General features: G+C 38.8%; 24 protein-coding genes. 18 read left to right on the forward strand and 6 right to left on the reverse strand.

Annotated elements, in window-relative coordinates; translation table 11 throughout:
* Window positions 1-3 precede the first annotated feature (3 nt).
* The 6 genes from JW886_RS02765 to JW886_RS02790 all read left to right on the forward strand — a co-directional run bounded on the left by JW886_RS02765 (window position 4) and on the right by JW886_RS02790 (window position 5803).
* Window positions 4-648 carry an amino acid ABC transporter ATP-binding protein gene (locus JW886_RS02765; protein WP_205872261.1) on the forward strand — a complete coding sequence of 215 codons (645 nt, stop codon included), beginning with the start codon at window positions 4-6 and terminating at the stop codon, window positions 646-648.
* 71 nt (window positions 649-719) lie between these two features.
* Window positions 720-1547, forward strand: coding sequence for an amino acid ABC transporter substrate-binding protein (locus tag JW886_RS02770; RefSeq protein ID WP_205872262.1), 828 nt, complete (start codon window positions 720-722; stop codon window positions 1545-1547).
* A 1-nt stretch (window position 1548) separates the two neighbouring features.
* A complete protein-coding gene (locus JW886_RS02775; protein ID WP_205872263.1) occupies window positions 1549-2295 on the forward strand; it encodes a histidine racemase CntK family protein in 747 nt (248 codons plus the stop codon).
* Window positions 2296-2375: 80 nt separating this feature from the next.
* Complete coding sequence (locus JW886_RS02780) at window positions 2376-3809, forward strand: amino acid permease (RefSeq protein ID WP_082272288.1); 1434 nt, start codon at window positions 2376-2378, stop codon at window positions 3807-3809.
* Window positions 3810-3982: 173 nt separating this feature from the next.
* The gene (locus tag JW886_RS02785) at window positions 3983-4774 is read left to right on the forward strand and encodes an NADPH-dependent FMN reductase (RefSeq protein ID WP_205872264.1); all 792 of its coding nucleotides are present in this window, start codon (window positions 3983-3985) and stop codon (window positions 4772-4774) included.
* Between the two features lie 51 nt (window positions 4775-4825).
* Complete coding sequence (locus JW886_RS02790) at window positions 4826-5803, forward strand: FAD:protein FMN transferase (RefSeq protein WP_205872265.1); 978 nt, start codon at window positions 4826-4828, stop codon at window positions 5801-5803.
* 38 nt (window positions 5804-5841) lie between these two features.
* On the opposite strand, the gene lysS is transcribed toward JW886_RS02790, so the two are convergent.
* Window positions 5842-7296: a lysine--tRNA ligase gene (lysS, locus tag JW886_RS02795; protein WP_205872476.1), complete on the reverse strand. Its 1455-nt coding sequence runs from the start codon at window positions 7294-7296 to the stop codon at window positions 5842-5844.
* Between the two features lie 337 nt (window positions 7297-7633).
* Between lysS and JW886_RS02800 the strand changes: the two genes are divergently transcribed.
* The 4 genes from JW886_RS02800 (at window position 7634) to JW886_RS02815 (ending at window position 12396) form a co-directional block, all read left to right on the forward strand.
* The gene (locus tag JW886_RS02800; protein ID WP_420844224.1) at window positions 7634-8605 is read left to right on the forward strand and encodes a YeiH family protein; all 972 of its coding nucleotides are present in this window, start codon (window positions 7634-7636) and stop codon (window positions 8603-8605) included.
* A 131-nt stretch (window positions 8606-8736) separates the two neighbouring features.
* A complete protein-coding gene (gene thiI / locus JW886_RS02805; RefSeq protein ID WP_200407065.1) occupies window positions 8737-9963 on the forward strand; it encodes a tRNA uracil 4-sulfurtransferase ThiI in 1227 nt (408 codons plus the stop codon).
* Between the two features lie 267 nt (window positions 9964-10230).
* The gene (locus JW886_RS02810) at window positions 10231-11640 is read left to right on the forward strand and encodes an MFS transporter (RefSeq protein WP_205872267.1); all 1410 of its coding nucleotides are present in this window, start codon (window positions 10231-10233) and stop codon (window positions 11638-11640) included.
* Window positions 11641-11790: 150 nt separating this feature from the next.
* Window positions 11791-12396 carry an FMN-dependent NADH-azoreductase gene (locus JW886_RS02815; protein WP_075524807.1) on the forward strand — a complete coding sequence of 202 codons (606 nt, stop codon included), beginning with the start codon at window positions 11791-11793 and terminating at the stop codon, window positions 12394-12396.
* Between the two features lie 125 nt (window positions 12397-12521).
* Here the strand turns inward: JW886_RS02815 and JW886_RS02820 are convergent, their stop codons facing one another.
* The 3 genes from JW886_RS02820 to tyrS form a co-directional block, all read right to left on the reverse strand.
* Window positions 12522-14573: a cation:proton antiporter gene (locus JW886_RS02820; RefSeq protein WP_075524806.1), complete on the reverse strand. Its 2052-nt coding sequence runs from the start codon at window positions 14571-14573 to the stop codon at window positions 12522-12524.
* A gap of 104 nt (window positions 14574-14677) precedes the next feature.
* A complete protein-coding gene (locus JW886_RS02825; protein WP_075524805.1) occupies window positions 14678-15145 on the reverse strand; it encodes a hypothetical protein in 468 nt (155 codons plus the stop codon).
* A 146-nt stretch (window positions 15146-15291) separates the two neighbouring features.
* Entirely contained in the window at window positions 15292-16551 is a 1260-nt protein-coding gene (tyrS, locus tag JW886_RS02830; protein WP_205872268.1) for a tyrosine--tRNA ligase, read from the reverse strand.
* Between the two features lie 141 nt (window positions 16552-16692).
* On the opposite strand from tyrS, the gene JW886_RS02835 reads away from it, so the two are divergent.
* Window positions 16693-19128, forward strand: a complete 2436-nt coding sequence (locus JW886_RS02835; protein WP_205872269.1) for a transglycosylase domain-containing protein — start codon at window positions 16693-16695, stop codon at window positions 19126-19128.
* 122 nt (window positions 19129-19250) lie between these two features.
* Here JW886_RS02835 and pepA read toward each other — a convergent pair whose 3' ends face one another.
* A complete protein-coding gene (pepA, locus tag JW886_RS02840; protein ID WP_205271693.1) occupies window positions 19251-20318 on the reverse strand; it encodes a glutamyl aminopeptidase in 1068 nt (355 codons plus the stop codon).
* 167 nt (window positions 20319-20485) lie between these two features.
* On the opposite strand from pepA, the gene JW886_RS02845 reads away from it, so the two are divergent.
* The 7 genes from JW886_RS02845 to groL all read left to right on the forward strand — a co-directional run bounded on the left by JW886_RS02845 (window position 20486) and on the right by groL (window position 26106).
* The gene (locus JW886_RS02845; protein ID WP_075524801.1) at window positions 20486-20770 is read left to right on the forward strand and encodes a hypothetical protein; all 285 of its coding nucleotides are present in this window, start codon (window positions 20486-20488) and stop codon (window positions 20768-20770) included.
* 50 nt (window positions 20771-20820) lie between these two features.
* Window positions 20821-21138, forward strand: coding sequence for a thioredoxin family protein (locus JW886_RS02850; protein ID WP_075524800.1), 318 nt, complete (start codon window positions 20821-20823; stop codon window positions 21136-21138).
* A 118-nt stretch (window positions 21139-21256) separates the two neighbouring features.
* Entirely contained in the window at window positions 21257-21883 is a 627-nt protein-coding gene (gene ytpR / locus JW886_RS02855) for a YtpR family tRNA-binding protein (protein WP_075524799.1), read from the forward strand.
* A 188-nt stretch (window positions 21884-22071) separates the two neighbouring features.
* Entirely contained in the window at window positions 22072-23409 is a 1338-nt protein-coding gene (gene nox, locus JW886_RS02860; RefSeq protein ID WP_205872270.1) for a H2O-forming NADH oxidase, read from the forward strand.
* Window positions 23410-23504: 95 nt separating this feature from the next.
* The gene (locus JW886_RS02865) at window positions 23505-23894 is read left to right on the forward strand and encodes a single-stranded DNA-binding protein (protein WP_205872271.1); all 390 of its coding nucleotides are present in this window, start codon (window positions 23505-23507) and stop codon (window positions 23892-23894) included.
* 216 nt (window positions 23895-24110) lie between these two features.
* Window positions 24111-24395 carry a co-chaperone GroES gene (groES, locus tag JW886_RS02870; RefSeq protein ID WP_075524796.1) on the forward strand — a complete coding sequence of 95 codons (285 nt, stop codon included), beginning with the start codon at window positions 24111-24113 and terminating at the stop codon, window positions 24393-24395.
* 82 nt (window positions 24396-24477) lie between these two features.
* Entirely contained in the window at window positions 24478-26106 is a 1629-nt protein-coding gene (gene groL, locus JW886_RS02875; RefSeq protein WP_075524795.1) for a chaperonin GroEL, read from the forward strand.
* Between the two features lie 63 nt (window positions 26107-26169).
* Here the strand turns inward: groL and JW886_RS02880 are convergent, their stop codons facing one another.
* Window positions 26170-26982 (reverse strand): MBL fold metallo-hydrolase, encoded by an 813-nt coding sequence (locus JW886_RS02880; protein WP_075524794.1) that lies wholly within the window; start codon window positions 26980-26982, stop codon window positions 26170-26172.
* Between the last annotated feature and the right edge of the window lie 17 nt (window positions 26983-26999).

The raw sequence follows: 26999 nt of genomic DNA on the forward strand, positions 1-26999 counted from the left end.
AATATGTTAGAAATAAAAAATTTAAGTAAGAAGTTTCAAGAGAAAATTATTTTTGAAAAGTTTAATTTACTAGTGAGTAAAAATGAAATTCTTGCAATTGTGGGTCCTTCTGGCGGAGGAAAAACAACACTTTTACGAATGCTTGCAGGTTTGGAACCTATTGATCAAGCCACTATTAGTTTAAACGAAGAAGTTTACCAACTTGAAAATCAGTTATTTGATCAGGCACGTTTTGGTTTTGTTTTTCAAGATTTTCAACTATTTCCGCACTTGAGTGTATTAGAAAATTTAATTCTTAGTCCAATCAAGACACAAAAAACTACTAAAAAAGCAGCGATAGAAAAAGCCAAGCAAATTTTAGAAGGGCTAGAATTACAGGAACTAGCCTCACTTTATCCCTATGCGCTCTCGGGAGGGCAAAAACAAAGGGTTGCGTTGGCTCGGGCAATGATGATTGATCCAGAAATTATTTGTTACGATGAACCAACGAGTGCGCTAGATCCAGCGCTTAGAGATCAAGTTGCAGAGCTACTCCTTGCTAATAAAAAGCGAGGGGCGACACAGATTGTTGTGACCCATGATCTTTCTTTTGCTGAAAAAGTAGCAGATAAGATTTTACAAGTTAATCCGCGAATTTCTGCTGACTGACCGTTCTGTCAGTTGAAAATAAAACAGTAACCAATAATTGAAGAGATAAAAATGGAGAAAATAAAATGAATATGATGAAAAAAATAGCACTCACAAGTTTGACGGTCGGCGCAGGTTTCCTTTTGGTTGCTTGTTCAAGCTCCACAGCGAGCCAAAAGAAAAATGATACATGGAAAACAGCCGAAAAAACTAAAACAATTACCATTGGTTTTGATAATACTTTTGTACCGATGGGCTTTAAAGCTAAAGATAATACAAACCAAGGATTTGATATAGATTTAGCAAATGCTGTATTTAAAGAATATGACATTAAAGTAAAATGGCAACCAATTAATTGGTCAATGAAAGAAGCCGAACTTAAAAAGGGTGACATAGATCTTATCTGGAATGGCTATACAGTAACTAAAGCACGTGAAAAACAAGTTCTCTTTTCTAAACCGTATATGGCGGGTCAACAAGAACTAATTACCAAAGCTGAAGCTAAAATTACCAAAACTGCTGATATGAAAGGTAAGACAGTTGGTGTGCAATCAGGTTCATCAGGTTATTCAGATTTCAATGCCCAACCTGAGGTCTTAAAAAATGTCGTATCTGGTAAGACAATCACTCAGTATAGTAATTTTGATCAAGGGTTCCTTGATCTTCAAAACGGTCGAATAGATGGCTTACTTGTTGACCAAGTTTATGGTGATTATTATTTAAAACAAAATAAACTAGGAAGTGATTATAATACGCTCTTGATGAATTATACTAGTGAACCTACCGCAGTTGGTGCGCGTAAAACCGATAAAGAATTGATCACGAAAATTAACCAAGGAATTGATCGACTTGTCAAAAATGGACAATTTGCTAAGATTTCACAAAAATGGTTTGGTAGAGATGTCTATCCTGGTAAATAAAATGGATTACTCTTATAAAATTTATTATCCTGGGGGTAATAAGACAGCCCTCGTTCTGGGTTTAGTTGAAGAAAATACGATCCGAAAAGAAATTAATGACGACATCTTAACGCGACACCCTGATGTTGAACAAGTGGGATTTATTTCAACAACTGGCTCCCCACAATTGCTAATGGCAGGAGGCGAATTCTGTGGAAACGCTAGTCGTTGCGCAGCTTACGAATATCTACATGGAGAAGAAGGAGTACTTTCTCTGAAAGTTTACGATGGATCTTGGACAATTCGTGTTGGGATCGAAAACAATAGAACTTGGGCAGAAATACCTCGTTTTTCAAAGTTAGTGGATAATGTGACGCTACTAGCCCAAGGGATCTACAAAGTACGCTTGCCAGGAATTACCCATCTGGTTTGTGTGGGTTTGAAAAAGGCGCCTCAACAAGAGGCACAAAAAATTATGGATTGTTATCAGGAACAAGCCGAGTGCCTAGGTGTCATTTTTACTGATTTTATAAGGATTCAGCCTATTGTTTCAGTTAAAAGTCTTCAAACGCTTTATTATGAAACGGCTTGTGGATCAGGATCTGTGGCAGTCGCACTGGTCAAAGCGCACCAATCATCAGATTTCAAGAATCTTCCGCTTTTACAACCTTCCGGTGAGCAACTTATAGTAGAACTTGATGGAGAGCGACCAGTTATCAGCGGAAGGATAAGCGAACTGTCGTATTTTTCAGCGAAAATTGATTTGTAAGAGCACTTTAGCTCACAAAGTGATAAAATAGAAAGGTCGTAGTTTTCATTTAAAAAAAGTAAATATAATAGGTAAAAATTTTGGAAAAGCAAAATCAGGTAAAGCGCAACCTTAAACAGCGCCATATAACAATGATTGCTCTTGGGGGTACGATTGGGACGGGTTTATTTTTAACTTCAGGTGCCACCATTAGTCAAGCAGGACCTTGGGGTTCTGTGTTGGCCTACTGTTTTATCGGAATTATGGTTTATTTCGTAATGACCTCACTTGGCGAGATGGCAACTTACTTACCAACATCGGGTTCGTTTTCAGACTATGGTGGACGTTACGTTGACCCTGCCTTTGGTTTTGCCCTTGGGTGGAATTATTGGATTAATGGCGCCATTACAATAGCAGTAGACCTAACAACAGCTGGTCTTATTACGCAATTCTGGTTTCCGCATGTCCCTTCTTGGATATTTTCGGGAATAGCTACAATCTTAATTTTCATAATTAATGTATTAGCAGTTGGTGCTTTTGGTGAAACAGAGTATTGGCTTTCTACAATCAAAGTTATTACTATTGTACTTTTTTTGATCATAGGCATTTTAACGATCGTTGGTGTGTTAGGACAAGGCAATGTGGATGTGATGGCTAATCTATCAGCAGGGAACCACGGTTTTGTTGGAGGAATCTCGGGCTTTGTAGGCGTACTTTTAATTGCTGGCTTTTCATTTCAAGGAACAGAGTTACTAGGTGTCACTGCAGGTGAGTCTGAAAATCCGGGGAAATCTATTCCTAAAGCTATGAATTCAATCTTTTGGCGTATTTTGCTCTTTTACATTTTTTCTATTGTAATCATTGCTGCGATCATTAATTCCAATGATCCACGCCTACTCAATCCAAATTCTACTGCTGTGATGAGTCCCTTCACAATTGTTTTCAAAAATATTGGTTTTGCTGTCGCAGCTTCAGTAATGAACGCGGTCATTTTAACGTCAGTTATTTCCTCTGCAAACTCTGTTATGTATGCCTCTACGCGGATTCTTTATTCACTAGGACAGGAAAAAGGTGCACCAAGATTTTTCGGACGTACTGCTAAAAACGGAATTCCTTTTTACGCTTTGTTGGCGACTACAATCATTTGTCTTATTGCTTTTTTGACGGGAATATTTGGGACACAAATTTACCTGTTTCTAGTTGATTTATCCTCACTGACGGGATTTCTGGCTTGGCTTGGGATATCTGTAAGTCATATTCGCTTTCGGCGAGCATATATTACTCAAGGTAAAAATCTTGATGATCTACCTTACAAGGCAAAATGGTTTCCTTTCGGTCCTATTGTGGCCTTATTAATGACTGCAGCGATTGCGATTAACCTTGATCCATCTTTACTTTTCAGTGACCATTGGGGAGAAGGGTTAGCTATGTATGCAGCAATTCCGATTTTCATTGTGCTCTATTTTGGTTATAAGTGGAAATATAATACTAAAATTATTCCACTTGAAGAAGTCGATTTAAGCCGAGAAAAATAAAAAAGCGATGTCTTAAAAGGCGTCGCTTTTTAGCGTGTAAAATGCGGTCATGTGATAGAATAGAAGTTAAAAGGATTTTAATAGACTGATGTCATGGTAAGCTACTTATCATTTGATAAGTAAAGAAAAGTAATACAATCAGACATCAGATACTTTCAAAAAAGAGAGAGATAATGAAATATATAGCAATTGTAGGAACAAACGCAAGTTTTTCTTATAACCGAAAACTGCTGTGGTATATGAAAAAACACTTTAGTGATCAAGCAAACATTGAAGTTATGGAACTAGCAGGTTTGCCACTTTTTTGTGAAGATGAAGCGACAGTGCCTAAGGATGTAAAAAGAATTGCGGACGCAATCGAAACTGCCGACGGTATCATTTTTTCTACCCCAGAATATGATCACGCAATCACTGCTGCCCTTAAATCAATCATCGAATGGCTTTCCTGGGGGCCAGTTAAAGTACTTGCTCAGAAGCCAGTGATGATTGTTGGAACTTCTCTCGGAAGTTTGGGAACTGTATTTGCTCAAGAAAATTTACGGCAAGTTTTAAGTTCTCCAGGAGTGGAGGCTTTTGTTCTTCCCACACACCAATTCTTGTTAGGACATGCGAAGGCAGCTTTCAATGAGCAAGATGATTTGAGAGAGGCTCAAACGATAGAGTGGTTAGAGCAGTGTTTTAAAGCATTTGTCTCTTATTGTCGAATTTTAAAACCGTTGCATCAAAGTGAGGAAACAAAAGAATCAGATGATCATCTCTTACACGAGCTAGAATTATCAAATGGTTTAGATCCAAACATGGATGGACAGTGGCAAGAAGAGGTTCAATTTGAATTTTCTGCAGTATCAGATGCTGATACGGGTGCTTCAGAATATGAAATTCCCGATCAAAGTGAACCCTCCGTCTATCAACAGTTGCTTGATGATTCAGACGACTGGCTTGCTCCTCTAAAGGACTCCAAATAGTATGAGTTGAGAAAGCTATTCAGTCATTAACAGGCCACATAGGAAAAAATCATGAAAAAAAAAGAGCCGTTCGCACTTCATAAGATTTCAAAAAAATACCGTGCCCTTGGGACAGTTATAGAACTGACCCTTTTTGGCACTCAGTCAAAAGAGTTATTAGATGAAGCGTTTGCGTTAATTCAGTACTATGAGGAACTTTTAACAGTTAATAGAGAAACGTCTGAACTTATGGCTATTAACCTTTCAGCGGGGCTAGAGGCAGTTCAAGTTTCAGCTCCAGTCTATCAGTTAACCAAACTTGCCATACAAAAAAGCCAGGAACATTTTGGTTTTAATGCGGCAATTGGGCCTTTAGTAAAACTTTGGCATATTGGTTTTTTAGACGCTAAACTTCCAGCTGAAAAGGAAATTCAAAAACAACTTGTGTTAAGTAACCCTGATCATATTTTACTGAAAGATGAGACTTTTTCTGTTTTTCTTCCCCAGAAAGGCATGGAATTAGATTTAGGAGGGATTGCTAAGGGTTATATCGCTGATCGGATACAGGATTTATGGCATGCCAAAGGTTACGAGAGAGGCATTATTAATCTGGGAGGTAATCTCATCTTGATGGGTGATTCTCCGCACCATTCAGATGGGCAATGGCGAGTAGGCATTAGAAACCCACTCGATAACAGTAGGCAATCCATTGTACAAATTATTACGTGCGAAGGCTCCGTTGTGACTTCAGGTATTTCTGAGCGCTACCTCGACATAGGTGGAAAAAAATATCACCATATAATTGATCCTGAAACAGGATATCCCCATGATAACCGGATTGCGAGCGTCACCGTCTTTTCTAAAAAATCAATTGATGGTGAGATTGAAACGACACGTCTCTTCTTTGCTGACAAACCTCAAGAAAAAAGGTTACTAGAGGGTCGTGGGGTTTATGGTGCTCTTTATGTCACTCGTGATAGAAAGATTATCGCTGTTGGAATACCTAGAAATCAGATTAAAATTCTAGATGAGCGGTTCACTTTAATTTGATAGAAAAAAACCTTTACTCTAAAGTAAAGGTCTTTTATTTATTTCATGGTTGGGAAAAGTAAAACGTCACGGATTGAAGTTGTGCCAGTAAAGAGCATTACTAAACGGTCAATCCCGATACCAAGTCCACCTGTTGGTGGCATACCGTGTTCGAGCGCCTCGATATAATCATAATCGACACCAGTTGCTTCATCATCCCCAAGTTCTTTGGCTTTAGCCTGCGCTTCGAAACGTTCCAATTGATCAATTGGGTCATTCAATTCGCTGAAAGCATTGGCGTATTCTTTACCGTTGATGAACAATTCAAAGCGATCAGTAAAACGTGGGTCTTTCTCGTTCATTTTAGCAAGTGGGGAAATTTCTTTTGGATGACCAAAAACGAAAGTAGGTTGAATCAAAGTTTCTTCAACATATTTTTCAAAGAATTCGTTAATGATATGACCAACAGAAGTGAAATGTTTTTCAACATGAATATCATGTTCTTTTGCAAGAGCTGTTGCTTCTTCAAAAGTCATTTCAGGCCAGAAATCAACTCCAGCAACTTCCTTGATGGCATCAACCATGTGAACACGTTTGAATTTTCCACCAACATTGATTTCTTTACCATCGTATTCAAGAACATCTTGACCGACCACTGTTTTAGCAACGTGTTGGAAGATTCCTTCTGTCAAATCCATGATGTCTTCAAAATCAGCATAAGCTTCATAAGATTCCATTGTTGTGAATTCTGGATTATGAGTCATATCCATTCCTTCGTTACGGAAGACACGGCCAAGTTCATAAACTTTTTCCATTCCACCAACAATCAAACGTTTCAAATGCAATTCCGTCGCAATCCGAAGCGCCATATCAATATCAAGTGTATTGTGATGAGTATAGAATGGACGAGCAGCAGCACCACCGGCTTCATTGTTAAGCACTGGTGTTTCAACTTCAAGATATCCACGACCATCCATATAACGACGGATTTCACTGATAATTTTAGAACGCATCACAAAACGATTGAAGCTTTCTTTATTTGAAATCAAATCCAAATAACGTTTACGATAACGTGTTTCAGTATCAGTCAAACCATGGAATTTTTCAGGCAAAGGACGAAGCGCTTTTGAGAGAAAAGTCAATTTTTTGGCTTTAATTGACAATTCACCCATATCAGTTTTCATGATTTCGCCTTCAACGCCAAGGAAATCTCCGAGGTCAGATTTTTTGAAAATTTGATAATTTTCTTCGCCGACTTCATCCTTGCGGACATAGAGTTGAATTTGACCTTCACGGTCTTGAATATGTGCAAAGCCGACTTTTCCTTTACCACGCTTTGTCATTAAACGACCAGCTACGATACCTTGAAGTGCAAGTTCATGCAACTCTTCTTTTGATTTTTCATCATAGGCTTCGTGCAACTGTTGAGAGTTGTGTGTGCGGGTAAATTTATGTCCAAATGGGTCAATTCCTGCCTCACGCAGATTTTCCATTTTTTCACGGCGGACTTTCATTTGGTCATTAAGTTCTTCAATTTCAGCCAAAATAGTACTCCTTGTAAATTTTATTCTCTCTATTTTAACATATTTTTAAAAAATTGACAGTTATTTTTTTGATGGTAACCGCTTTAAGTCGCGCTTTTTCGGTTATTTTATTTATCCATTTATTTATTTGTCTTCTCATAAGTAATAATTAAAAAAAGTAATTAAAGCAATAAGAATAATTTATTTTACAAAAATAGTTTGAGTGTGTAAACTAGAGAAAGTAGTTTTTAAAAAGAGTAGGAGAAGAGAGATGGATTTATTGAAAAGAAAAACACAGGACTTATCTAAAATTGGACCTGGTTTTTCAATGGCTTTGATAATAGCTATAGTAAGCTATTTACTCAATCGTTTTGTCTTGCAGGGTTTAGGCGCAGCCACCATTGCAATATTACTAGGAATTATTTTAGGGAACGTATATTTTAAGCAGCCAATACTCTTTTTGGGGACGGCCTGGTCAGAGAAAAAGTTGTTAGAATTCTCAGTGATGTTTTTAGGAGCTACGGTTACTTTTCAAACGATTGGAAAGCTGGGTTGGTCAGGGGTAGGCTTTATTATTTTGCAGATGATTGCCACAATCATATTTGTTTTATTTATAGGTAAAAAAATAGGCTTCTCGCATAATATCACGGTACTTATGGCCTCCGGTAATGCAGTTTGTGGATCTTCAGCGATTGCTGCAGTCGAGCCAGTTATAGGAGCAGATACAGGCGAGAAGCGCACCTCAATTGCAATGGTTAATCTGATGGGGACTATTTTGATGCTCACTCTTCCTCTTATTGGGACGTGGCTATTTGGTTCTAATGATTTATTGAGAGGAGCTCTGATTGGTGGAACAGAGCAGTCTGTCGGACAGGTAGTAGCCTCAGCGACAATGGTCAATTCGGAAACGACAACCCTAGCAACTCTGTTTAAAATCATGCGCATCATTCTCCTTGTCTTTGTTGTCCTTTATTTTGGGACTAGACACCAAAAAGAACGGAAAATTGAGACTTCTCCTTCGGACATTAAGCTGAAACGGCAATCTTTTCTTCCTTGGTATGTGATGGGTTTTCTCCTGCTTTGTACCCTCGATACTTTTGTGCATTTTGCCCCTGAGCTTTCGGCTACTGCTAAATTCATTTCAGGTTGGTGCGAAACTATTGCACTTGCGGCAATTGGGTTGCGTCTTAATCTTGTAGAATTTGTTAAAGCAGGAAAAAAATTACTCATTTATGGGATTTCTACCCTCTTATTCCAAGTGATTTTGGCCTTTATTTTGATTAGTTTACTTCTTAAATAAAGAAAAAAGATATATTTTTCTTTATTTTTCTAATGAGCCAGAACTTTTTTAGAAATTTTGTTATAATAATTGAGCAAAGTCTGGTGTAAATCAAGGAATCAGGCAAAATTTATAGAAATAAATGGGTTAATATGGTAGTTTACGATGAAATTATGGTTCGCTATGGCGAACTTTCTACGAAAGGTAAGAACCGAGGTTTTTTCATTAATCGTCTAGCAAAAAATCTTCATGAGGTCTTATCTGATCTTACAGAATTAAAGATTACAGCAGTACGTGATCGAGCACATATTTTACTAAATGGCGCAGATTATCAAGAAGTCTCTCGTCGCCTGTCAAAGGTGTTTGGTATCCAAAATTTTTCACCTTCAATTAAAGTTGAAAAATCAGTACCGATACTTAAAGAGGCAGTTATTACTTTATTTAAGGAAATTTATAGGGAAGGGATGACCTTCAAAATTGCAGCACGTAGGGCAGATCACCAATTTGAGTTAGATTCTACGGAATTAAATATGACTTTAGGGGATGTAGTTTTTGATAATTTTGACTATGCGAAGGTACAAATGAAACAACCTGATATTACCTTGCGTGTCGAAATACGACCAGATGCAGCTTATTTAAGTTATGAAACTCTAAAAGGAGCTGGCGGGATGCCCGTCGGAACTGCTGGGCGTGGGCATTTAATGCTCTCAGGAGGAATTGATTCACCTGTTGCAGGTTATTTAGCTTTGAAACGGGGGGTCGAAATCGAGGCCGTTCATTTTGCGAGTCCTCCTTATACGTCACCTGGCGCGTTAAAGAAAGCGAAAGATCTTGCTGCAAAATTGACAGCTTTTGGGGGTTCTATTACATTTATCGAAGTGCCTTTTACTGAAATTCAAGAAGAAATAAAAGCAAAAGCCCCCCAAGCCTATTTGATGACCTTAACTCGGCGTTTCATGATGCGCGTGGTTGACCGTATCCGTGAAGCTCGTGGTGGAAAAGTTATTATTAATGGTGAGTCTTTAGGTCAAGTAGCTAGTCAAACTTTGGGTTCTATGTCTGTTATTAATGAAGTAACCACAACGCCAGTGATTCGTCCTGTTGTGACAATGGATAAAATAGAAATTATTGAAATTGCTGAAAAAATAGATACTTTTGATCTATCCATCTTACCTTTTGAAGATTGTTGCACTGTGTTTGCTCCTCCTGCACCCAAAACAAATCCGAAATTAGAGAATTGTTTACAATATGAGAAACGTCTCGATGTTGAGGGGATGGTGGAACGGGCAGTTAATGGCATTATGCTCACGACAATCAGCGGTGAAAATTGGGATCAGGAAGAAAAAGTGGAAGAAGCAACTTTTGCGGATCTCTTATAGAAAAAGCTACTTCTTTGGAAGTAGCTTTTTGACAGACTATGATTCGTAGTTTACTCTTGACAAAGAAAAGAAACAAGACTATAATAACTAATGGTATTTATTAACTAGAAAAGTTAATTAAAAGGAGCGCTTATCATGCATAAGCGCTCCTCTTATCTCTAAAAATTTGTTAGGTTTAAGTATAGAAAAACAGGAAAGTAAGATATTTTATTTTTGCTCTAAAGTACGAACATACTTAACTTTGACTGTGTCATAGAAAGGAAAAAAATGTCTGATCGGATTAAAGCGCTAATTGCGCTTGGTATTTTTACGTTTATGTCGACATTGGATGGCTCAATTGTAAATATTGCTTTGCCAACAATGTCGAGAGAGCTTCATGTTTCTACGGCTCAAATTACATGGGTAGTGACGATTTATTTAATTGTGATTTCAGCTATCGTGCTGATTTTTGGTCGCTTGGGCGACTTAATTGGTAAATCAAAAATTGCTCGCATTGGTTGGGGAATTTTTATTTTAGGTTCATTTCTTGCTGGGGTAAATTTCGGCGGTGGCCTTGGTTTTCTGCTCTTTGCAAGGATTGTTCAGGCTATAGGGGCCGCAATGTTCATGGCTACTGGTTTTGGTATCATTTCAGAAATTTTCCCACCTGAGCGCCGGGCGCGTGCCTTGGCAATCTCTGCCATGTTTGTTTCGGTAGGATCAATAGCTGGTCCTGCTCTTGGGGGATTAATTTTACAAGTAGCAAGTTGGAATTACATTTTTTGGATTAATGTGCCGATAGGTATCATTGCTTGGATTTTTGGGAGTCGTGCACTTCCTAAAGAGAGCCCCGAAGGAAAATGGTCAGATATGGACGTCACTGGGGGAACATTGATGACCTTGGTTATTGTGTTACTCTTTTTGGCTTTGAACTTTGGTCAAACTTTGGGATGGACAAATCCTATGATCATTATTGCGGTGATAGTTGGTTTGATATTATTGGTTGCTTTCATTGCAACGGAGAAAAAAGTAGCAAAACCTCTATTGGATTTAGGAATTTTTAAATCTAAATTGTTCACCATGAGTATCATTATGGCACTTTTTAACTTTACAGTAGCAATGTTTTCAAGCATTTTACTGCCGTTTTACCTGCAAGACTTTAGAGCTTATGCACCAGGTTTGGCTGGTCTATTTATGATGGCTTATCCTGTTGCAATGCTCATTGCTAGCCCTTTAGCAGGCTCAATTGCTGATAAGATGGATAAGGAAATTGTAACTTTTGTAGGTATCTCAGGAATTGTTTTATCTCAACTGGGTTACTTACTAATTAACCCACATTCAGCACCATGGTTTGTGGTAGTTATTATTGCTTTTCAAGGAATGTCAATGGGAATCTTCCAGAGTCCAAATAATGCTTTAATCATGGAAAGTGTTGAGCGGCAATATCTTGGGATTGCAGGATCCGTTAATTCATTAGCGCGGAATATGGCATTTGTTTTGGGAACGTCGTTGGCTACGCTTATCCTATTTACTGCAATGTCAAGTACGCTGGGTTATCGGGTTAATACTTATCTTCCTAACCAACCCACTGCATTTTTACATGGTTTTCATGTGGCCTTTTATTTCTCTACTTTTTTAGTACTGATTACCTGGATTTTAGGGCTGATTCGCTTATTAGGTCGTAAAAAAAGCGCATAAGACAACCTGAAAAGGTTGTTTTTTTACTGATGAGGCTGTCAGAGCTTTCGATGAGTTTACATGTGTAAATGTTCACGTACTTTTTTGTTCAGGTTTACGAAAAAGTTTGATATAATGATTCTCATATCATTATAAAAAAGGAAATGAATTATGACTAAACTTCTCGTTGTTAAAGGACATCCCCTGACTGCTGACTACTCTATGTCACTTAAGGGACTTGACGCATTTGTTGCTGCTTACAAAGCTGCTCATCCTACAGATGAAATCGAAGTCCTCGATGTTTTTGATGGTACAATCCCTTCACTCAATACGGAGCTAGTAAGTGCGATGTTTGCTGGCGAAGGTGCCCAATTGACAGCTTCACAGCAAGAAAAGTTGGCCCGTTTCGGTGAACTCACAGAACAGTTTTTGGCAGCAGATAAAGTGGTTATCGCCAATCCAATGTATAATCTGATGATTCCTGCAGAATTGAAATCTTGGGTTGATACTGTGAATGTGGCTGGTAAAACCTTTAAGTATACGGCTGAAGGTCCTGTTGGACTTGCAGGTGGAAAAAAAGTATTGCATCTTCAAGCTAACGGGGGAGTTTATGGCGCACAAGATCCAGCGACCGTTTATATGTCTGCGATCTTTAACTTCATCGGAGCTGATTTCAAACAAATTGCTGTTGAAGGGCATGCTTATGATCCTGATAAAGCAGACGCCTTGCTTGCTGAATTTATCGCTAAAGTTGAAGCAGCAGCTCAAACTTTCTAATAAAAAAAGCTCTTCTAAGAGAGCTTTTTTATTTTTATCTAAAAAAAGTTACTGACGGATTGGTCAGCAACTTTTGATGTGCATACCAATGAAAATAAGGTTAAGAAAAAGAACTGATCAGACGGTCAGTTCTTATTTGCTTTTTTACGACGTTCAAGAAACTCAAAAAGTAAAGTATGATGATTGCTAGCCAATGAATAATCTTCCAGTACGTTTACATTGATACGCATTTCCCTAGCTTCACGTGCCGTAATATCACCTGCCGCTTCGTATTCAAAAATTACTTTGCGCTCGAGGTAATAAGCGCGCATCATCTCAGTCAGATTGTTAGGCTGAGCTTTGTTCATGACACGAGAAATGTGTCCACCAGCTGCAACAATCTCAGATGTTCTCAGACGTTCTGCTTGCAGAAAGTTGAGCAATTGTTCATCAAAAACGCCATTCAAATTATCCAAAGCTTGCAAAATAAGTTCAGTGTTATTAAAGTAAAGCTCAGTAATTTCATCACGCGTCGTTAACATCACAGCCTTTGTTTTTTTGAAATAAAAGTCCACATGTAGAAGCTTAGACATAAGCAGATGGAAAGTTCGCATCATAATGACATAAGCGAATTGGAAACTCGAAACAAGAGAATGGACAATACTTGTTTCTAATGAACGAATATAACGTTGGTAGGTTCGATACGTGTACAGTGAAATTTTATTTTCGCGTAGTGCAGCCTCTAAACCTTCTGATTCAATCCGAATAATAAGCAGTTGCAGATCATTGTAATCCACGGCCATATCTGTTGACTCTTGTTCAATAATAAGTTGTTGAATCCGCTCTTGATAGGCATCAATAGCGATATTATAACCTTGCTTATTTTTAGCTTTTTTCATGTCATTGCGCAATTCGTCAACAACATCTGACAAGATTGAAATCTTGGCAAGATTATCCACCTTGACCACTTTTTTAACGGCAAAGAAGGGCAAAATGAACATCCCGACTAAAAAGCTTAGTCCAGTCACAGCCGCAGCTAAGAAGACCAGAACAGGTTGCACATCACTTACATCACGTGGAATCAAGAGGATGGTCGCAATACTTACTGTGCCTTTAGAGCCTGCAAATGTTAAAAGTAAAATATCATTCCAGTAAGCAGAAAAAAGTTGTTTACGCCGAAGCGATTGGATCCAATAATAAAAACTGATAACCAAAAAACGTAAGACGAAAAGTCCAAGGGTTAAAATAACTGTGAGGAGGAGAAGGTGAGTCGATGAGTAGACCGGATTCACCAAAAGTGGGACCACCAGTTGATAAAGTTCAATTCCAAGGAAGAAGAAGACGATTGAGTTCAGAATAAAAGTCAGAGTATCCCAGATTGTACTCTTTAACTTGGCAACTTGTGCATCAAATAAAGTGGTTCTCTTTAAACCATTGGCGGACATAACCCCAGCTACTACAGCAGCAATAATACCCGAAACACCTAATTCTTCAGCGATCAAAAAGGCAGATAAAGGCACGGCTAATTCTAAGAGTAAATATCCTGAGACATCCCGTGCATCAACATCTTCAAGTAACCGTAAGACCAGGCCCTTAAAATAAATGAGGACAAAACCAATAGCTGCACCACCAATGGCAGCGATAACTAGCTTCATCGTTGCATCAGGCAAAGAGAAATAACCAGTTACCAAAGCCACTAGGGCAATCTGAAAGGCGATGATTCCGGAAGCATCATTGAGCAGACCTTCCCCTTGTAGAATACTCATGACCCGTTTTGGAAAACTAAAGTTTTTGGACAACGCACCGACAGCCACAGCATCGGTGGGAGCTAAGCTGGCGCCTAAAGCAAAGCAAGCCGCTAGAGGAATTCCAACGTATACCCAGTGTGATAACAATCCAAGCCCCAGTGTAGTGATAAAAACCAGTGGAAATATCAGTACAAGAATAATCTTACTGTGTTTTAAAATATGCTTAACATCGGCCTCTTCGCTTTCACGAAAAAGCAAGGGAGCAATAATAAAACCAAGGAAAAATTCAGGAGCAACATGAAGAATATCATCTGCACCAAAAAAACCCAAAATCAACCCAAAAACCACTTGAATGAGGGGGAGGGCAAGTTTTGGGAAGACTTTATTAAGAACATTGGAAAGAACAAGGGTTAGAAGGAAAACGATGACATAGAAAATAGTATGGAGCATAGATTCCTTTCATTCAATTAATAATCAAGCACAAAAGCTTTATAAGTTAGGCTCATCTAAAATCCTCAGTTAATCTGAGGAGTATAAAAGTGTGAATGATTTATTTATTTTAAACGTTTCATTGCTTCTTTTTTAAGAGCAATTTTTTCATCAATCTTTGAGCAATCTTTTTTGCTCAATAAGGCACGGCAACGTTTTAATTCAAGGTCGGTCAGTTGACGTTTAACCTTTTCACGACGTGCCGCATCAAATTCGCCGCCTTCAATGAGCTCAAGTTTTTGCTCGAGTATCATCTTTTTATTTTTGACAGCATCAATATAGTATTTAAGTTCGGAAATATCAGCCTTGCTGGCTTTTTCTGCGCGAAGTTCGCCTAACTTTTCATCAAGTTTAACAAGTTTCTCAGAAAGCATCTCGAGTTGATGACGAAGTTTAGTAGCCTTTTCTTCGTCTGTCAGCTTTGTGTATGCTTCTAGTGCTTGGGCTTGTTCTTCAGCAGATTTTTCTGGCCGTTTATCAAGGTATAATTCGCGAAGGTTTTTTAACTTTTCTTCAAATTTTTTATCTATCATTTCCATCACCTAAAAACATAATCAGTATTGACATTATAACACAAAGAAATAAAAATGAAAGAGGAAGCTTTACTTTTTTTTGCACTTATTAAGTCCCATTTGTAGCATCTTTAGGATTAAAAAAACTGACCATCCGGTCAGCTCAGTTAGTAAGAAAGAACAAAATTTCTCTTTTTACCACGACGGATAACCGTCAGTTGGTTTTCGATTTTATCAGCATCAGATAAGATGTAGTCTAAATCTTGAATCCGTTCGCCATTGATATAAATCGCACCATTTGTAATATCCTCACGGGCTTGACGTTTAGAATTAACAATACCAGCAGAAATCAAAAGTTCCAGCAAGGCCAAGTTTTCATCCGCCTCGACATGATGATGAGGTGCACCTTTAAGCCCAGCCAAGATTGATTTGGCATCCAGTTGGCGTAAATCACCACCACCAAACAAAATTTCAGTAGTTTTCACAGCTTGCTCATAAGCTTCTTTACCATGGACTAAAGTCACTACTTCGCGCGCCAGCACTTTTTGTGCTAAGCGTTCATGACGAGCTGCATCAAATTCTTTTTCGATTTCAGCAATCTCTTCTAATGAAAGAAAAGTGAAAATTTTGAGCATTTTTACAGCATCAGCATCATCAACATTCAGCCAAAATTGGTACATTTCATACGGTGAAGTTTTGTCAGCATCGAGCCAAATAGCATTTCCTTCAGATTTACCAAATTTCTTCCCAGTAGAATCTGTAATCAAAGGAATTGTGATGACGTGCCCTTGTTTATCAGCCTTTCGGCGTAAAAGTTCAGTACCAGCAGTCATGTTACCCCATTGGTCAGAACCACCAAGTTGTAAAGTCACATTGTGCAGTTGATTGAGTTCGTAAAAATCATAGCCTTGCATAATTTGGTAAGCGAACTCTGTATAAGAAATTCCTGTTTCCATACGAGACTTGACAGAATCCTTCGAAATCATGTAATTGACAGTAAAATGTTTACCAACATCACGTAAGAAGTCGATAAATGTCAGATTTTCGAACCAATTGTAGTTGTTTGTCATCTCAGCCTTGTTTTCACCATTGTCAAAATCAAGAAAACGTTCAAGTTGGGCACGGATTTTTTCAGACCAAGCGGTAACTGTGTCTTTTGTTTGAAGCGAGCGCTCAGAATCTTTAAATGAAGGGTCACCAATCAAGCCAGTTGCACCACCAACAAGAGCATATGGTTTATGTCCCGCCAACTGTAAGCGACGCATTGTCAAGATTTGTACTAAATTTCCAAGATGAAGAGAATCAGCTGTGGGATCATAGCCTACATAATAGGAAACCATTCCCTCCGTGAGCGCCTTACGTAGCGCATCTTCGTCGGTTGTTTGGAAAATTAAACCACGTGCTTTAAGTTCGTCAAAAATGTTCATAAAAAAATCCTTTCTATATGATTGAGTCGTTCTGCTCCAACAAAAATGTAAAAACAACAACGTTGCTTTATATTATATCAAATTCCAAAAATTATTTCCGAAAATGGCGAAAAATCGCTTTAAATTTGATATAATAAGGGCATGAAAAAAGAGCCAATCGATTCGCAAAAAGAAGTGCGTAGTCGTCTTAATGAAAAGATGGAAAATAAAAGACGAAAAACAAAGAAAAATGCGAAGAAAAATTTTCAACCTAAAAATAAAAAGAATCAATCAAATCAACCTAAGCAAGATGAAAAAACGGTCTGGTCGACTACCTTTACTGTGGTACGCGGAATTAGTATTATTTTCGGTATTATATTTGTGGTAATTGGCGTTTTTGCTGCATCTGCAGGTGTTGGCTATTTTGCACGCTTGGTGGAGAAAACAAAGTTACCAGACAAACAAGAGATGCTTGCTAAAATCAATGATATCCACGGTGTATCAGTTATTAATTACAGTAATGGACAGTCTATTTCTGATATTTCAAGCGATCTCGTGCGTGTCACTGTATCGAGCGACCAGATTTCTGAGAATGTCAAAAACGCTCTAATCGCAACGGAAGACGATAGTTTTAGGACAAACAAAGGGGTTGTTCCAAAGGCAGTTGTCCGTGGGATACTTGGTTCTGTGGGGGGCGGTACAAGCTCCGGTGGTTCCACGCTTACCCAACAGCTTATTAAGCAACAAGTTTTGGGAGATAGTGTGACTTTCCAACGTAAAGCCAGTGAAATTGTCTATGCCCTCAATCTAAATAATTATTTGAGCAAGGATCAAATTTTGACCGATTATCTTAATGTCTCACCTTTTGGTCGGAATAACAAGGGACAAAATATTGCTGGGGTTCAAGAAGCGGCCAAAGGAATTTTTGGCAAGTCTGCGAAAGATTTAACGGTTCCCGAAGCAGCTTTCATCGCAGGTCTTCCGCAAAGCCCAATCGTTTATTCGCCTTATGCTTCTGATGGTTCTCTGAAATCTAAAGAAAATATGGCGTACGGGATTGCTCGACAAAAAGAGGTTTTATTTAACCTTTATCGTGGAGGGTATATTAATAAAGCTGATTATGAGAAATATAAAGCTGAAGACATTTCTAAAGAGTTCTTGCAACCAGCGCAAGTGCAATCCCAAGAACATGGTTACCTTTATAATGTAGTGTACAATGAGGCAGTTACAGAGGTTTATAACTATCTCATCAAGCGTGACAAAGTTTCAGCTACGGAGCTCGGTAATGATAGTACAAAACAGCACTATAAAGATTTAGCTGAACAATCCTTACAAAATAAAGGCTATACAGTTACTACTACGATTAATCAGTCAGTCTATAATGCGATGCAAAATGCTGTTGCGACCTACGGTAGCCTCATGCAAGATGGAACAGGGCTTATTCAGACAGGGAATGTACTTATGGATAATAAGACTGGAGCAGTTTATGGTTTCATTGGTGGGCTCGATTATTCTCAAAGTCAAGTCAATCATGCCTTTGATACTGAACGTTCCCCAGGTTCTTCGATTAAACCGATTTTAGCTTATGGTCCAGCTATCGATATGGGGCTAATGGGTTCAGCGAGTGTTTTATCTAACTATCCTGCCAAGTATTCCAGTGGTCAAGATATAGAACACGTGGGTTCCAAAGGGACTGCGATGATGCCATTTTCTGAAGCTCTAAATGTCTCTTACAATATTCCAGCCTATTGGACTTACAAAATGATTCAAGATAAGGGAAAATCTGTTGAACCTTATATGACTAAAATGGGTTACCAAGTTTCGGATTACTCTGTTGAATCTTTACCTTTAGGAGGGGGAATTGACCCGACTGTTGTTCAGCATACAAACGGTTATCAAACCTTAGCAAATGGTGGAAAGTACGAGCCGTGGTACGTTGTCGAAAGTATCAAAGATGATGCGGGAAATGTGATTTACCAACATAAAGATACTGGAGGAACTCAGGTTTATTCTGAGGCTACCTCTACAATCATGGAGTACATGTTGCAAGATGTTGTGAAATCTCAAAAAACAAGTAAGTTTTATGAGAATTTGCAAACGATCAACCCTACCCTGGCAACAGATGTTGCTTGGGCGGGTAAAACTGGGACAACCGATAATTATACGGACGTCTGGATGATGCTTTCAACTCCAACGGTAACCTTAGGGGGTTGGGCTGGTCACGATGATAACTCAGGGATGTCAAAAAATTCTGGGTATATCAATAATGCGGCTTTCACTGCTCAGTTGGTTAACGCAATCAATGCTGCTGATCCCAATATTTTTGGACCAGGTAAGAAGTTTACAGATCCCAACAAAGATTCTAATGTAACCAAGAGTAAGGTCTTAGTCTCCACTGGACAAAAACCGGGTAAAGTTTCTGTGAAACTTGCAAGTGGTAAGACCCAAACGGTTAATCTGGGTGGGGCTACGACGACAAGCTTTTGGGCAACCAAATCTGGTGCACCTACTACAACGTACGACTACGCTATAGGCGGTACAGCGGCTGATAGAGCAGCAGGTTGGAAAACGATATTACCTAATTTTAACTTTAACTAGCCTTCTGCAAGTTCAAAAACGATAAAAAAATACATCAGAAAAGTTTCTGATGTATTTTTTTATATCCTCTCATAGAATAAGGTCACTGACAAAGCTGTCAGTAACCTTTTTCAGCGAAATTATTAGTAATTTTTGATTTGGGCTACTTGATCAGCGTTTAGATGTGTGACAATGGCGCGTAAAAAGTTTTGAGCCTGACTAAAGTCGTCTAAGTTAAAAATAGTTTGATGACTATGGATATAACGAGCCACTACACCGATGGTAGTTGAAGGAATGCCTTCGTTTGCTAAGTGGGCTGCTCCAGCATCTGTCCCGCCTTTGGCCATATAAACTTGTGTTTTGACCTTTGCGGTTTCAGCTGTGTTGAGGAGGAAATTCTTTAAGCCGGGGAGCATGATGTGACCTGGATCAAAGAAGCGTAAAGTCGTTCCTTGACCTAGTTGACCGTTATCATCACCGAAGGTATCGCTAGCTGGTGAACAATCGACTGCAAAGAAAAGCTCAGGTTTGAACTTCGTGGTGGAAACTTTTGCACCACGTAAGCCAACTTCTTCTTGGACGTTCGCACCTACAATCAGTGTCACGGGAAGTTCTTTATCAGCTAAAAATTCGAGGAGTTCAAGAATCATCAAACAACCGTAGCGATTATCCCAAGCTTTTGACATGACGTTTTTACCATTTGCTGTCAAGATAGTTTCTGTTTCAGGGATGATGACGTCGCCTTGAGCCACGCCGTATTGTACAGCTTCAGCAGCGTCTTCAAAAGCCGCATCAAAAACGATATCCGAGAGCGCTGGCATTTGTGGAGTTGCACCAGTCCCTCTTAAAAGGTGAGGAGGAAGTCCACCTGTGACGACAGGGATTTTTTGGCCCGTGCGCGTAAAGAGTGTAAAGCGTTGACCTGAGACCACTAATGGATTCCAGCCACCAAGTGGCACAACACGGAGTGTTCCATCCGATTTGATGGCACTAACCATAAAGCCTACTTCGTCCATGTGAGCGGCAACCATAATTCGTGGGGCATTTTCCACTTTTGAGGTTTTCGTTACAAAAATACCACCCAAACCGTCAAATTCGGGGGTGTAGCCCAACTCCACCATACGTTTTTTTAAATAATCACGGACAGGTCCTTCGAAACCAGATGTGGCTTGGATTTCCGTCAGAGCTTTTACTTTGTCAAAGAGTTCCATTTTTTCCTCCAAAAATTGTTAAAGTTGGCTGATGGCGCGGTCAGTCAATGTAAAATTAAGGCTGGGTACCAGCTCCTCTACAAAGGAGCGTCACATTTTCTGATGATTCGGTCAACTTTTGATGATTTACACTATAATTATAACAGGAAATATGTTAAAATTTCCATATGAAAAAAATACTAAAGTTTGGTTTGGGCGTTGTAGCGAGTGCAGCAGCTGCTCATGTAGTTTATCATGGCTATAAAACCATGGAAGAAAATCTACTACGAGAGCTTACTGACACAGCACGTCAGCACTTTTCAGCTCGTCAAATTGATGCCGTTTGGATTTTTGAAGAACCCAAGCAAGGCGCTTACTTTGAGGGAGGTGTTGTTAGTGGGGATCACGCCGTTATGTTTCAAATAAACGCTCAAACTTTAGAACTTTTAGAAATAAAAGAAGTAGCTTTATGATTAATAAAGTTTTATACTTCTTGTAGAAGTTAATTAAGAAAGGAAAGAAAATGATTATTCCAGAAAATATGGAAAGCTTAGCGGAACTTGTGAAGGCTCCAGGTAGAAGAGTCTTCTTCTTCACTGCTGGTTGGTGTGGAGATTGTAACTTTATTAAACCTAAGATGCCTGAAATCGAAGCTGAAAATCCAGAATTTGAATTTGTAGAAGTTGATCGAGATCAGTTTATGGATGTGGCTATCGAATGGGGAATCATGGGGATTCCTAGTTTTGTTGTATTAGAGAATGGTAAAGAAAAAGCCCGTCTTGTCAATAAACTACGTAAGACTAAAGAAGAAGTTAACACCTTCTTGGCGAGCGCTAAATAATTTACTGACAGACCTGTCAGCAGGGTTAACCAAGGGAACACAAAATACACAGAAAAGCGTAAGCCTGACTTACGCTTCTCTTATTGAATAATGGGAAATTTAAAGGAAATTTAAGAAAATGATTGCAACTTACAATACACATGTTGGCGATGTTTTAATGTTGATCGTAGCAAATGATAAGGGTCAAAAAGTGAACTTTGAACGCAAGGGAAAAGTGGCACGTGTCTTTTTGCAAGAGACAGGAGAAACCGTAGCATGGAATATTTTTGGGGCTAAAAAATTACTGACCAATCTGTCAGCCAATGGTCAAATCAAGCTTTCAGCAAGTGATGTTCAAGTTTTGAATAAAGAACTTAAAAAAGCTGGTTTTAGCGATGTACTGGTCCATGACGCTCAACCTAAATTTGTAGTTGCCGAAATTGTTGAAATGAAAGACCATGCAGATTCTGATCATCTGCACATTTGTAAAGTTAATATTGGATGTGCGGACCCAGTACAAATCGTATGTGGCGCACCTAATGCAGCGGTTGGACTCAAAACAGTCGCCGCTCTACCAGGTGCGATGATGCCAAATGGGGCACTGATTTTTCCTGGTGCTTTGAGAGGTGTTCCTTCTTATGGAATGCTCTGCTCGGCGCGTGAATTGGAATTACCCAATGCCCCTGAAGTAAGAGGGATTATTGAACTTTCAGAACAATTACCTGTAGGAGCAGCTTTTGATGGTAAAACCATGTGGCAAGCCTAACTAAAAGGATAACAAGATGAGAAGGTCCCTAATCAGGGGCTTTTTTAATGCTCAAAATTTTAGGATAATTTACTAAAAATTTACAAAGTATAAAATTCACAAAGTTCACAAGCGCTTACACGAAGGAAATAAGTCAGTTGTGTTAAACTATTAAATGTAAAAACATTTTAACAAAGGAGATTTTCCTCATGAAAATCGTTGTAATAGGAACAAATCACGCGGGGATTGCCGCTGCAAATACATTACTTGATCATTATCCAGGCCACGAAATCGTGATGATCGATCGAAATAGTAACATGAGTTATCTTGGTTGTGGAACAGCTATCTGGGTGGGACGCCAAATTGAAAAGCCCGATGAATTATTTTATGCGAAACCAGAAGATTTTGAAGCAAAAGGCGCCAAAATCTTGACAGAAACTGAAGTGACTGAAATTGACTTTAAACAAAAAGTCATTCATGCAAAAACGAAATCTGGCGAAACATTCGTTGAAACCTACGACAAACTAATTTTAGCTACAGGATCTCGCCCAATCATTCCCAAATTACCAGGTCATGACCTTGAAGGAATTCATTTCTTGAAACTTTTTCAAGAGGGACAGGCAGTAGATGCTGAATTTGCAAAACCAGAAGTGCAACGTATTGCTGTAATTGGAGCAGGTTATATAGGTACAGAAATTGCTGAAGCAGCCAAACGACGTGGCAAAGAAGTTCTATTGTTTGATGCTGAGTCTACTTCACTTGCTTCCTATTATGATGAGACTTTTGCTAAAGAGATGGATCAAAATTTAGCGCACCATGGTATCGAATTACACTTTGGGGAGTTGGCCACAGAATTTAAAGGAAGCGATGGTCGTGTCACTCAAATTGTAACCAACAAAGGGGCTTATGATGTTGATCTGGTGATTAACTGTATTGGCTTCACCGCAAATAGTGCTCTAGCCAAAGATAACCTAGCTACTTTTAAAAATGGAGCGATTAAAGTTGATAAACATCAACAAACGAGCAATCCCGACGTTTATGCTGTCGGTGATGTAGCTACTATTTATTCGAATGCATTGCAAGATTTTACTTATATTGCTTTGGCATCGAATGCTGTACGCTCAGGTATTGTAGCCGGTCATAATATTGGGGGAACACCTCTAGAAGCACCAGGGGTACAAGGATCCAACGGCATCTCTATTTTTGGTTTTCACATGACTTCGACTGGTTTTTCTGTCAAAGCTGCTCAAAAGGCTGGCCTAGAAGTTGCTTATTCTGATTTTGAAGATAAACAAAAAGCTTGGTTTTTACATGAAGACAATGATACGGTCAAAATCCGAATTGTCTATGAAAAAGAAAGTCGTCGTGTGGTTGGAGCTCAATTAGCTAGCTATAGCGAAATCATTGCTGGTAACATTAACATGTTTAGTTTAGCGATACAGGACCAAAAAACAATTGATGAACTGGCCCTGCTTGATCTTTTCTTTTTACCTCACTTTAACAGCCCGTATAACTATATGACTGTTGCGGCACTTAATGCAAAATAATCATACACAACCTGTCAGTAAATGCTGAGAGGTTTTTTATTATCGAAGGTGACAAGTATTCATTTTTTCCGTATAGAGGGTTAGGAGGAAAATAAATGAATAAAACAATGTTAATTGGTCGCCTTACTCAAAATCCAGAAGTTACCAAAACAACTAATGATAAAACTTATGTGAGAACCACACTTGCAGTGAACCGACGCTTTAAAAATGAAGACGGGGGACGTGATGCTGATTTTATCGGGATCATTTTATGGGGGAAGACGGCAGAAACGCTGGCTTCGTACGCTAAAAAAGGGGCTCTCATTTCAGTTGAAGGGGAGATTCGTACACATAGCTACATGGACAAGCAAAATCAAAAACGTTATATGACAGAGGTGCTCGCTTTAAATTATGATTTGCTAGAAAGTCGAGCAACAATCGCCTTGCGGGAAAAGTCAGCACATACTGAAAAGTTGATGCTAGAAGGAGAAGAACTTCCTTTTTAAGCAGACGATAATTTTAGAGGAAGGAGTTATGCGTATTCGTTAGTGATTGGAGGTCTTCATGACCCAATTATTGAAAACGGCTTCATTTAATTAGAATAAAAATAAAAAAATCTGGTGTTTTTTCTTGACTAAATCTGACCATTGAGATAAAATAAGAATTGGGTTAGCACTTAACCTAATAGAGTGCTAAAAAAATAAAATGGAGGAAAAACAAAAATGTTGAAACCTTTAGAGAATCGCGTGGTTTTGCGCGTTAAAGAAGAAGAGGAAAAATCAGTTGGTGGTATCGTTTTAACGAGTGCCTCACAAGAAAAACCTCAAACAGCGGAAGTTGTTGCTGTCGGCGAAGGGAAAACTACCAATCATGGAACGCTGATTTCTCCAGTTGTAAAAGTTGGAGATACTGTAATTTTTGAAAAATTTGCAGGGACGACGGTAAAAATGGACGGTGAAGAATTCTTGATTCTCAAAGATTCAGACCTTCTTGCCATTGTAGAATAATAAGTAGGGAGCGATCTTTTTTGATTGCTGTCATGACAGTTTAAAATAATAACACGATAATTCTTATTTAAAAGGAGCAGATATGTCAAAAGAAATTAAATTTTCAAGTGATGCAAGAACTTCAATGATGCGAGGAATTGATATCCTTGCCGATACTGTAAAGACAACACTTGGACCAAAAGGACGTAATGTTGTTCTTGAAAAATCTTATGGGTCACCTTTGATTACAAATGATGGGGTTACAATTGCCAAAGAAATTGAACTGGAAGATCATTTCGAAAATATGGGAGCTAAACTTGTCTCAGAAGTAGCTTCCAAAACAAATGATATTGCAGGAGATGGAACAACAACAGCTACTGTTTTGACACAAGCTATTGTACGTGAAGGATTGAAAAATGTGACAGCTGGAGCTAATCCAGTGGGTATCCGTCGTGGGATTGAATTAGCTGCCCAAACTGCAGTTGATGCGATTAAAGAAATGGCTATTCCTGTCCATGATAAATCAGCAATTGCTCAGGTTGCTACCGTTTCTTCTCGTAGCGAAAAAGTGGGAGAATATATCTCAGATGCGATGGAGCGTGTAGGTTCTGATGGTGTCATTACTATAGAAGAATCTAAAGGAATGCAAACAGAACTTGATGTGGTTGAAGGGATGCAATTTGACCGTGGTTATTTGAGCCAGTATATGGTTTCAGATACCGAAAAAATGGTTGCAGAGCTTGATAATCCTTATCTTTTAATTACTGATAAGAAAATTTCAAATATTCAAGAAATTTTACCTCTTCTTGAACAAGTCTTGAAGACAAACCGCCCATTGCTTATCGTTGCAGATGATGTGGATGGTGAAGCTTTACCAACGCTCGTTCTAAACAAAATCAAAGGGGTATTCAATGTCGTAGCTGTGAAGGCGCCAGGTTTTGGTGATCGTCGTAAAGCCCAATTGGAAGATTTGGCTATTTTAACTGGTGGTACGGTTATTACGGAAGAACTTGGACTTGATCTTAAAGATGCAACAATTGAAGCACTTGGTCAAGCAGCGAAGGTAACTGTAGACAAGGATCATACCACTATTGTGGAAGGTGCTGGCGCTGCGGATGCTATCGCTGATCGAGTTGCTATTATCAAAGCCCAAATTGAAAAAACAACTTCTGATTTTGATCGCGAAAAATTACAAGAACGCTTGGCGAAATTGGCAGGCGGAGTGGCGGTGATTAAAGTTGGTGCTGCTACGGAAACAGAGCTTAAAGCAATGAAACTTCTTATCGAAGATGCTCTCAATGCGACACGTGCTGCTGTAGAAGAAGGTATTGTTTCAGGTGGGGGGACAGCTCTCGTCAATGCGATGAGTGCACTTGATCAACTCTCAGAAGAAGGGGATGTTCAAACAGGAATTAATATTGTTCGTCGTGCTTTGGAAGAACCTGTTCGCCAAATCGCAGCGAATGCAGGCTATGAAGGATCTGTTATTATAGATAAACTTCGCTCTGAAAAAGTAGGCACAGGATTTAATGCTGCTACGGGACAATGGGTAAACATGATTGAAACAGGAATCGTTGACCCAGCGAAAGTTACTCGTTCAGCCCTGCAAAATGCAGCTTCAGTAGCTGGTTTAATTTTAACAACTGAAGCAGTAGTTGCGGATAAACCAGAACCAGCTGCACCAGCTATGCCTCCAATGGATCCAGGCATGGGAATGGGCGGCATGATGTAAAGTAAAAATGAATTAAAAATAAAAAGTTACTGACAGTTCTGTCAGTAACTTTTTATTTATTTTTTAAATATCATAAAGCTGACTCGCATGCTCATGGCTAGTATCAATAATATGGAGTTCTTTTTTGGTATCCACATCATGCTGTTGTAAATAGCCATCCATTGTCAGATGTGCTAATTCTTTGATATTATTATTGAGGCTTAAGTGACCCAGAAAAATCTTTTTTGTTTTGTTTCCTAAAACATTAAAAGCAGCTTCTGCCCCGTCTTCATTTGACAAATGCCCTTGATCACTTAGAATACGTTGCTTAGTTCTCCAAGGATAAGCACCCATGCGTAGTATCTCAATATCATGATTAGATTCCATCAGATAACCATCTGCATTTTCAATAGTACCACGCATGCGGTCAGAAACGTATCCTGTATCAGTCAGCATGACAAAACTTTTATTATCTTTCATGAAGCGATAAAATTGAGGGGCAACAGCATCGTGGCTTACGCCAAACGACTCAATATCAATGTCGCCAAAAGTCATTGTTTTTCCCATCTCAAACAAATGTTTTTGTTCTGTTGGGATTTTCCCTAAGGCATTCTTCCCATCAAGTTCGGTCCAAGTGTCCTCGTTGGCATAAAGATCTATTCCATATTTACGTGCCAGCACGCCGATTCCCTTGATATGATCACTATGCTCATGCGTAATCAACAGCGCATCAATATCGTGAATATCGCGATCAATCTCTGAGAGTAAACTTTCTATTTTTTTTCCCGAAAGACCAGCATCAACAAGGATTTTCTTTTTTTGTGTTTCTAGATAAAAAGAATTTCCAGTAGAACCAGATGCCAGAATTGAATATTTAAAACCATTTTGTTCAGTCATAAGAACCATTGTAGCAA

It is taken from the genome of Lactococcus taiwanensis, from assembly GCF_017068355.1.
Taxonomy (GTDB): Bacteria; Bacillota; Bacilli; order Lactobacillales; family Streptococcaceae; genus Lactococcus; species Lactococcus taiwanensis.

Excerpts from the sequence above, each read along its gene's own strand:
- JW886_RS02880 (WP_075524794.1), bottom strand. The coding sequence starts at position 26,982 with ATGACTGAACAAAATGGTTTTAAATATTCAATTCTGGCATCTGGTTCT.
- JW886_RS02810 (WP_205872267.1), top strand. The coding sequence starts at position 10,231 with ATGTCTGATCGGATTAAAGCGCTAATTGCGCTTGGTATTTTTACGTTT.
- JW886_RS02790 (WP_205872265.1), top strand. The coding sequence starts at position 4,826 with ATGAAAAAAAAAGAGCCGTTCGCACTTCATAAGATTTCAAAAAAATAC.
- JW886_RS02835 (WP_205872269.1), top strand. The coding sequence starts at position 16,693 with ATGAAAAAAGAGCCAATCGATTCGCAAAAAGAAGTGCGTAGTCGTCTT.
- tyrS (WP_205872268.1), bottom strand. The coding sequence starts at position 16,551 with ATGAACATTTTTGACGAACTTAAAGCACGTGGTTTAATTTTCCAAACA.
- pepA (WP_205271693.1), bottom strand. The coding sequence starts at position 20,318 with ATGGAACTCTTTGACAAAGTAAAAGCTCTGACGGAAATCCAAGCCACA.
- JW886_RS02825 (WP_075524805.1), bottom strand. The coding sequence starts at position 15,145 with ATGATAGATAAAAAATTTGAAGAAAAGTTAAAAAACCTTCGCGAATTA.
- groES (WP_075524796.1), top strand. The coding sequence starts at position 24,111 with ATGTTGAAACCTTTAGAGAATCGCGTGGTTTTGCGCGTTAAAGAAGAA.
- JW886_RS02800 (WP_420844224.1), top strand. The coding sequence starts at position 7,634 with ATGGCTTTGATAATAGCTATAGTAAGCTATTTACTCAATCGTTTTGTC.
- groL (WP_075524795.1), top strand. The coding sequence starts at position 24,478 with ATGTCAAAAGAAATTAAATTTTCAAGTGATGCAAGAACTTCAATGATG.
- JW886_RS02865 (WP_205872271.1), top strand. The coding sequence starts at position 23,505 with ATGAATAAAACAATGTTAATTGGTCGCCTTACTCAAAATCCAGAAGTT.
- JW886_RS02775 (WP_205872263.1), top strand. The coding sequence starts at position 1,549 with ATGGATTACTCTTATAAAATTTATTATCCTGGGGGTAATAAGACAGCC.
- JW886_RS02820 (WP_075524806.1), bottom strand. The coding sequence starts at position 14,573 with ATGCTCCATACTATTTTCTATGTCATCGTTTTCCTTCTAACCCTTGTT.
- JW886_RS02770 (WP_205872262.1), top strand. The coding sequence starts at position 720 with ATGATGAAAAAAATAGCACTCACAAGTTTGACGGTCGGCGCAGGTTTC.
- JW886_RS02845 (WP_075524801.1), top strand. The coding sequence starts at position 20,486 with ATGAAAAAAATACTAAAGTTTGGTTTGGGCGTTGTAGCGAGTGCAGCA.
- JW886_RS02765 (WP_205872261.1), top strand. The coding sequence starts at position 4 with ATGTTAGAAATAAAAAATTTAAGTAAGAAGTTTCAAGAGAAAATTATT.
- JW886_RS02815 (WP_075524807.1), top strand. The coding sequence starts at position 11,791 with ATGACTAAACTTCTCGTTGTTAAAGGACATCCCCTGACTGCTGACTAC.
- thiI (WP_200407065.1), top strand. The coding sequence starts at position 8,737 with ATGGTAGTTTACGATGAAATTATGGTTCGCTATGGCGAACTTTCTACG.
- ytpR (WP_075524799.1), top strand. The coding sequence starts at position 21,257 with ATGATTGCAACTTACAATACACATGTTGGCGATGTTTTAATGTTGATC.
- JW886_RS02850 (WP_075524800.1), top strand. The coding sequence starts at position 20,821 with ATGATTATTCCAGAAAATATGGAAAGCTTAGCGGAACTTGTGAAGGCT.
- nox (WP_205872270.1), top strand. The coding sequence starts at position 22,072 with ATGAAAATCGTTGTAATAGGAACAAATCACGCGGGGATTGCCGCTGCA.
- lysS (WP_205872476.1), bottom strand. The coding sequence starts at position 7,296 with ATGAAAGTCCGCCGTGAAAAAATGGAAAATCTGCGTGAGGCAGGAATT.
- JW886_RS02785 (WP_205872264.1), top strand. The coding sequence starts at position 3,983 with ATGAAATATATAGCAATTGTAGGAACAAACGCAAGTTTTTCTTATAAC.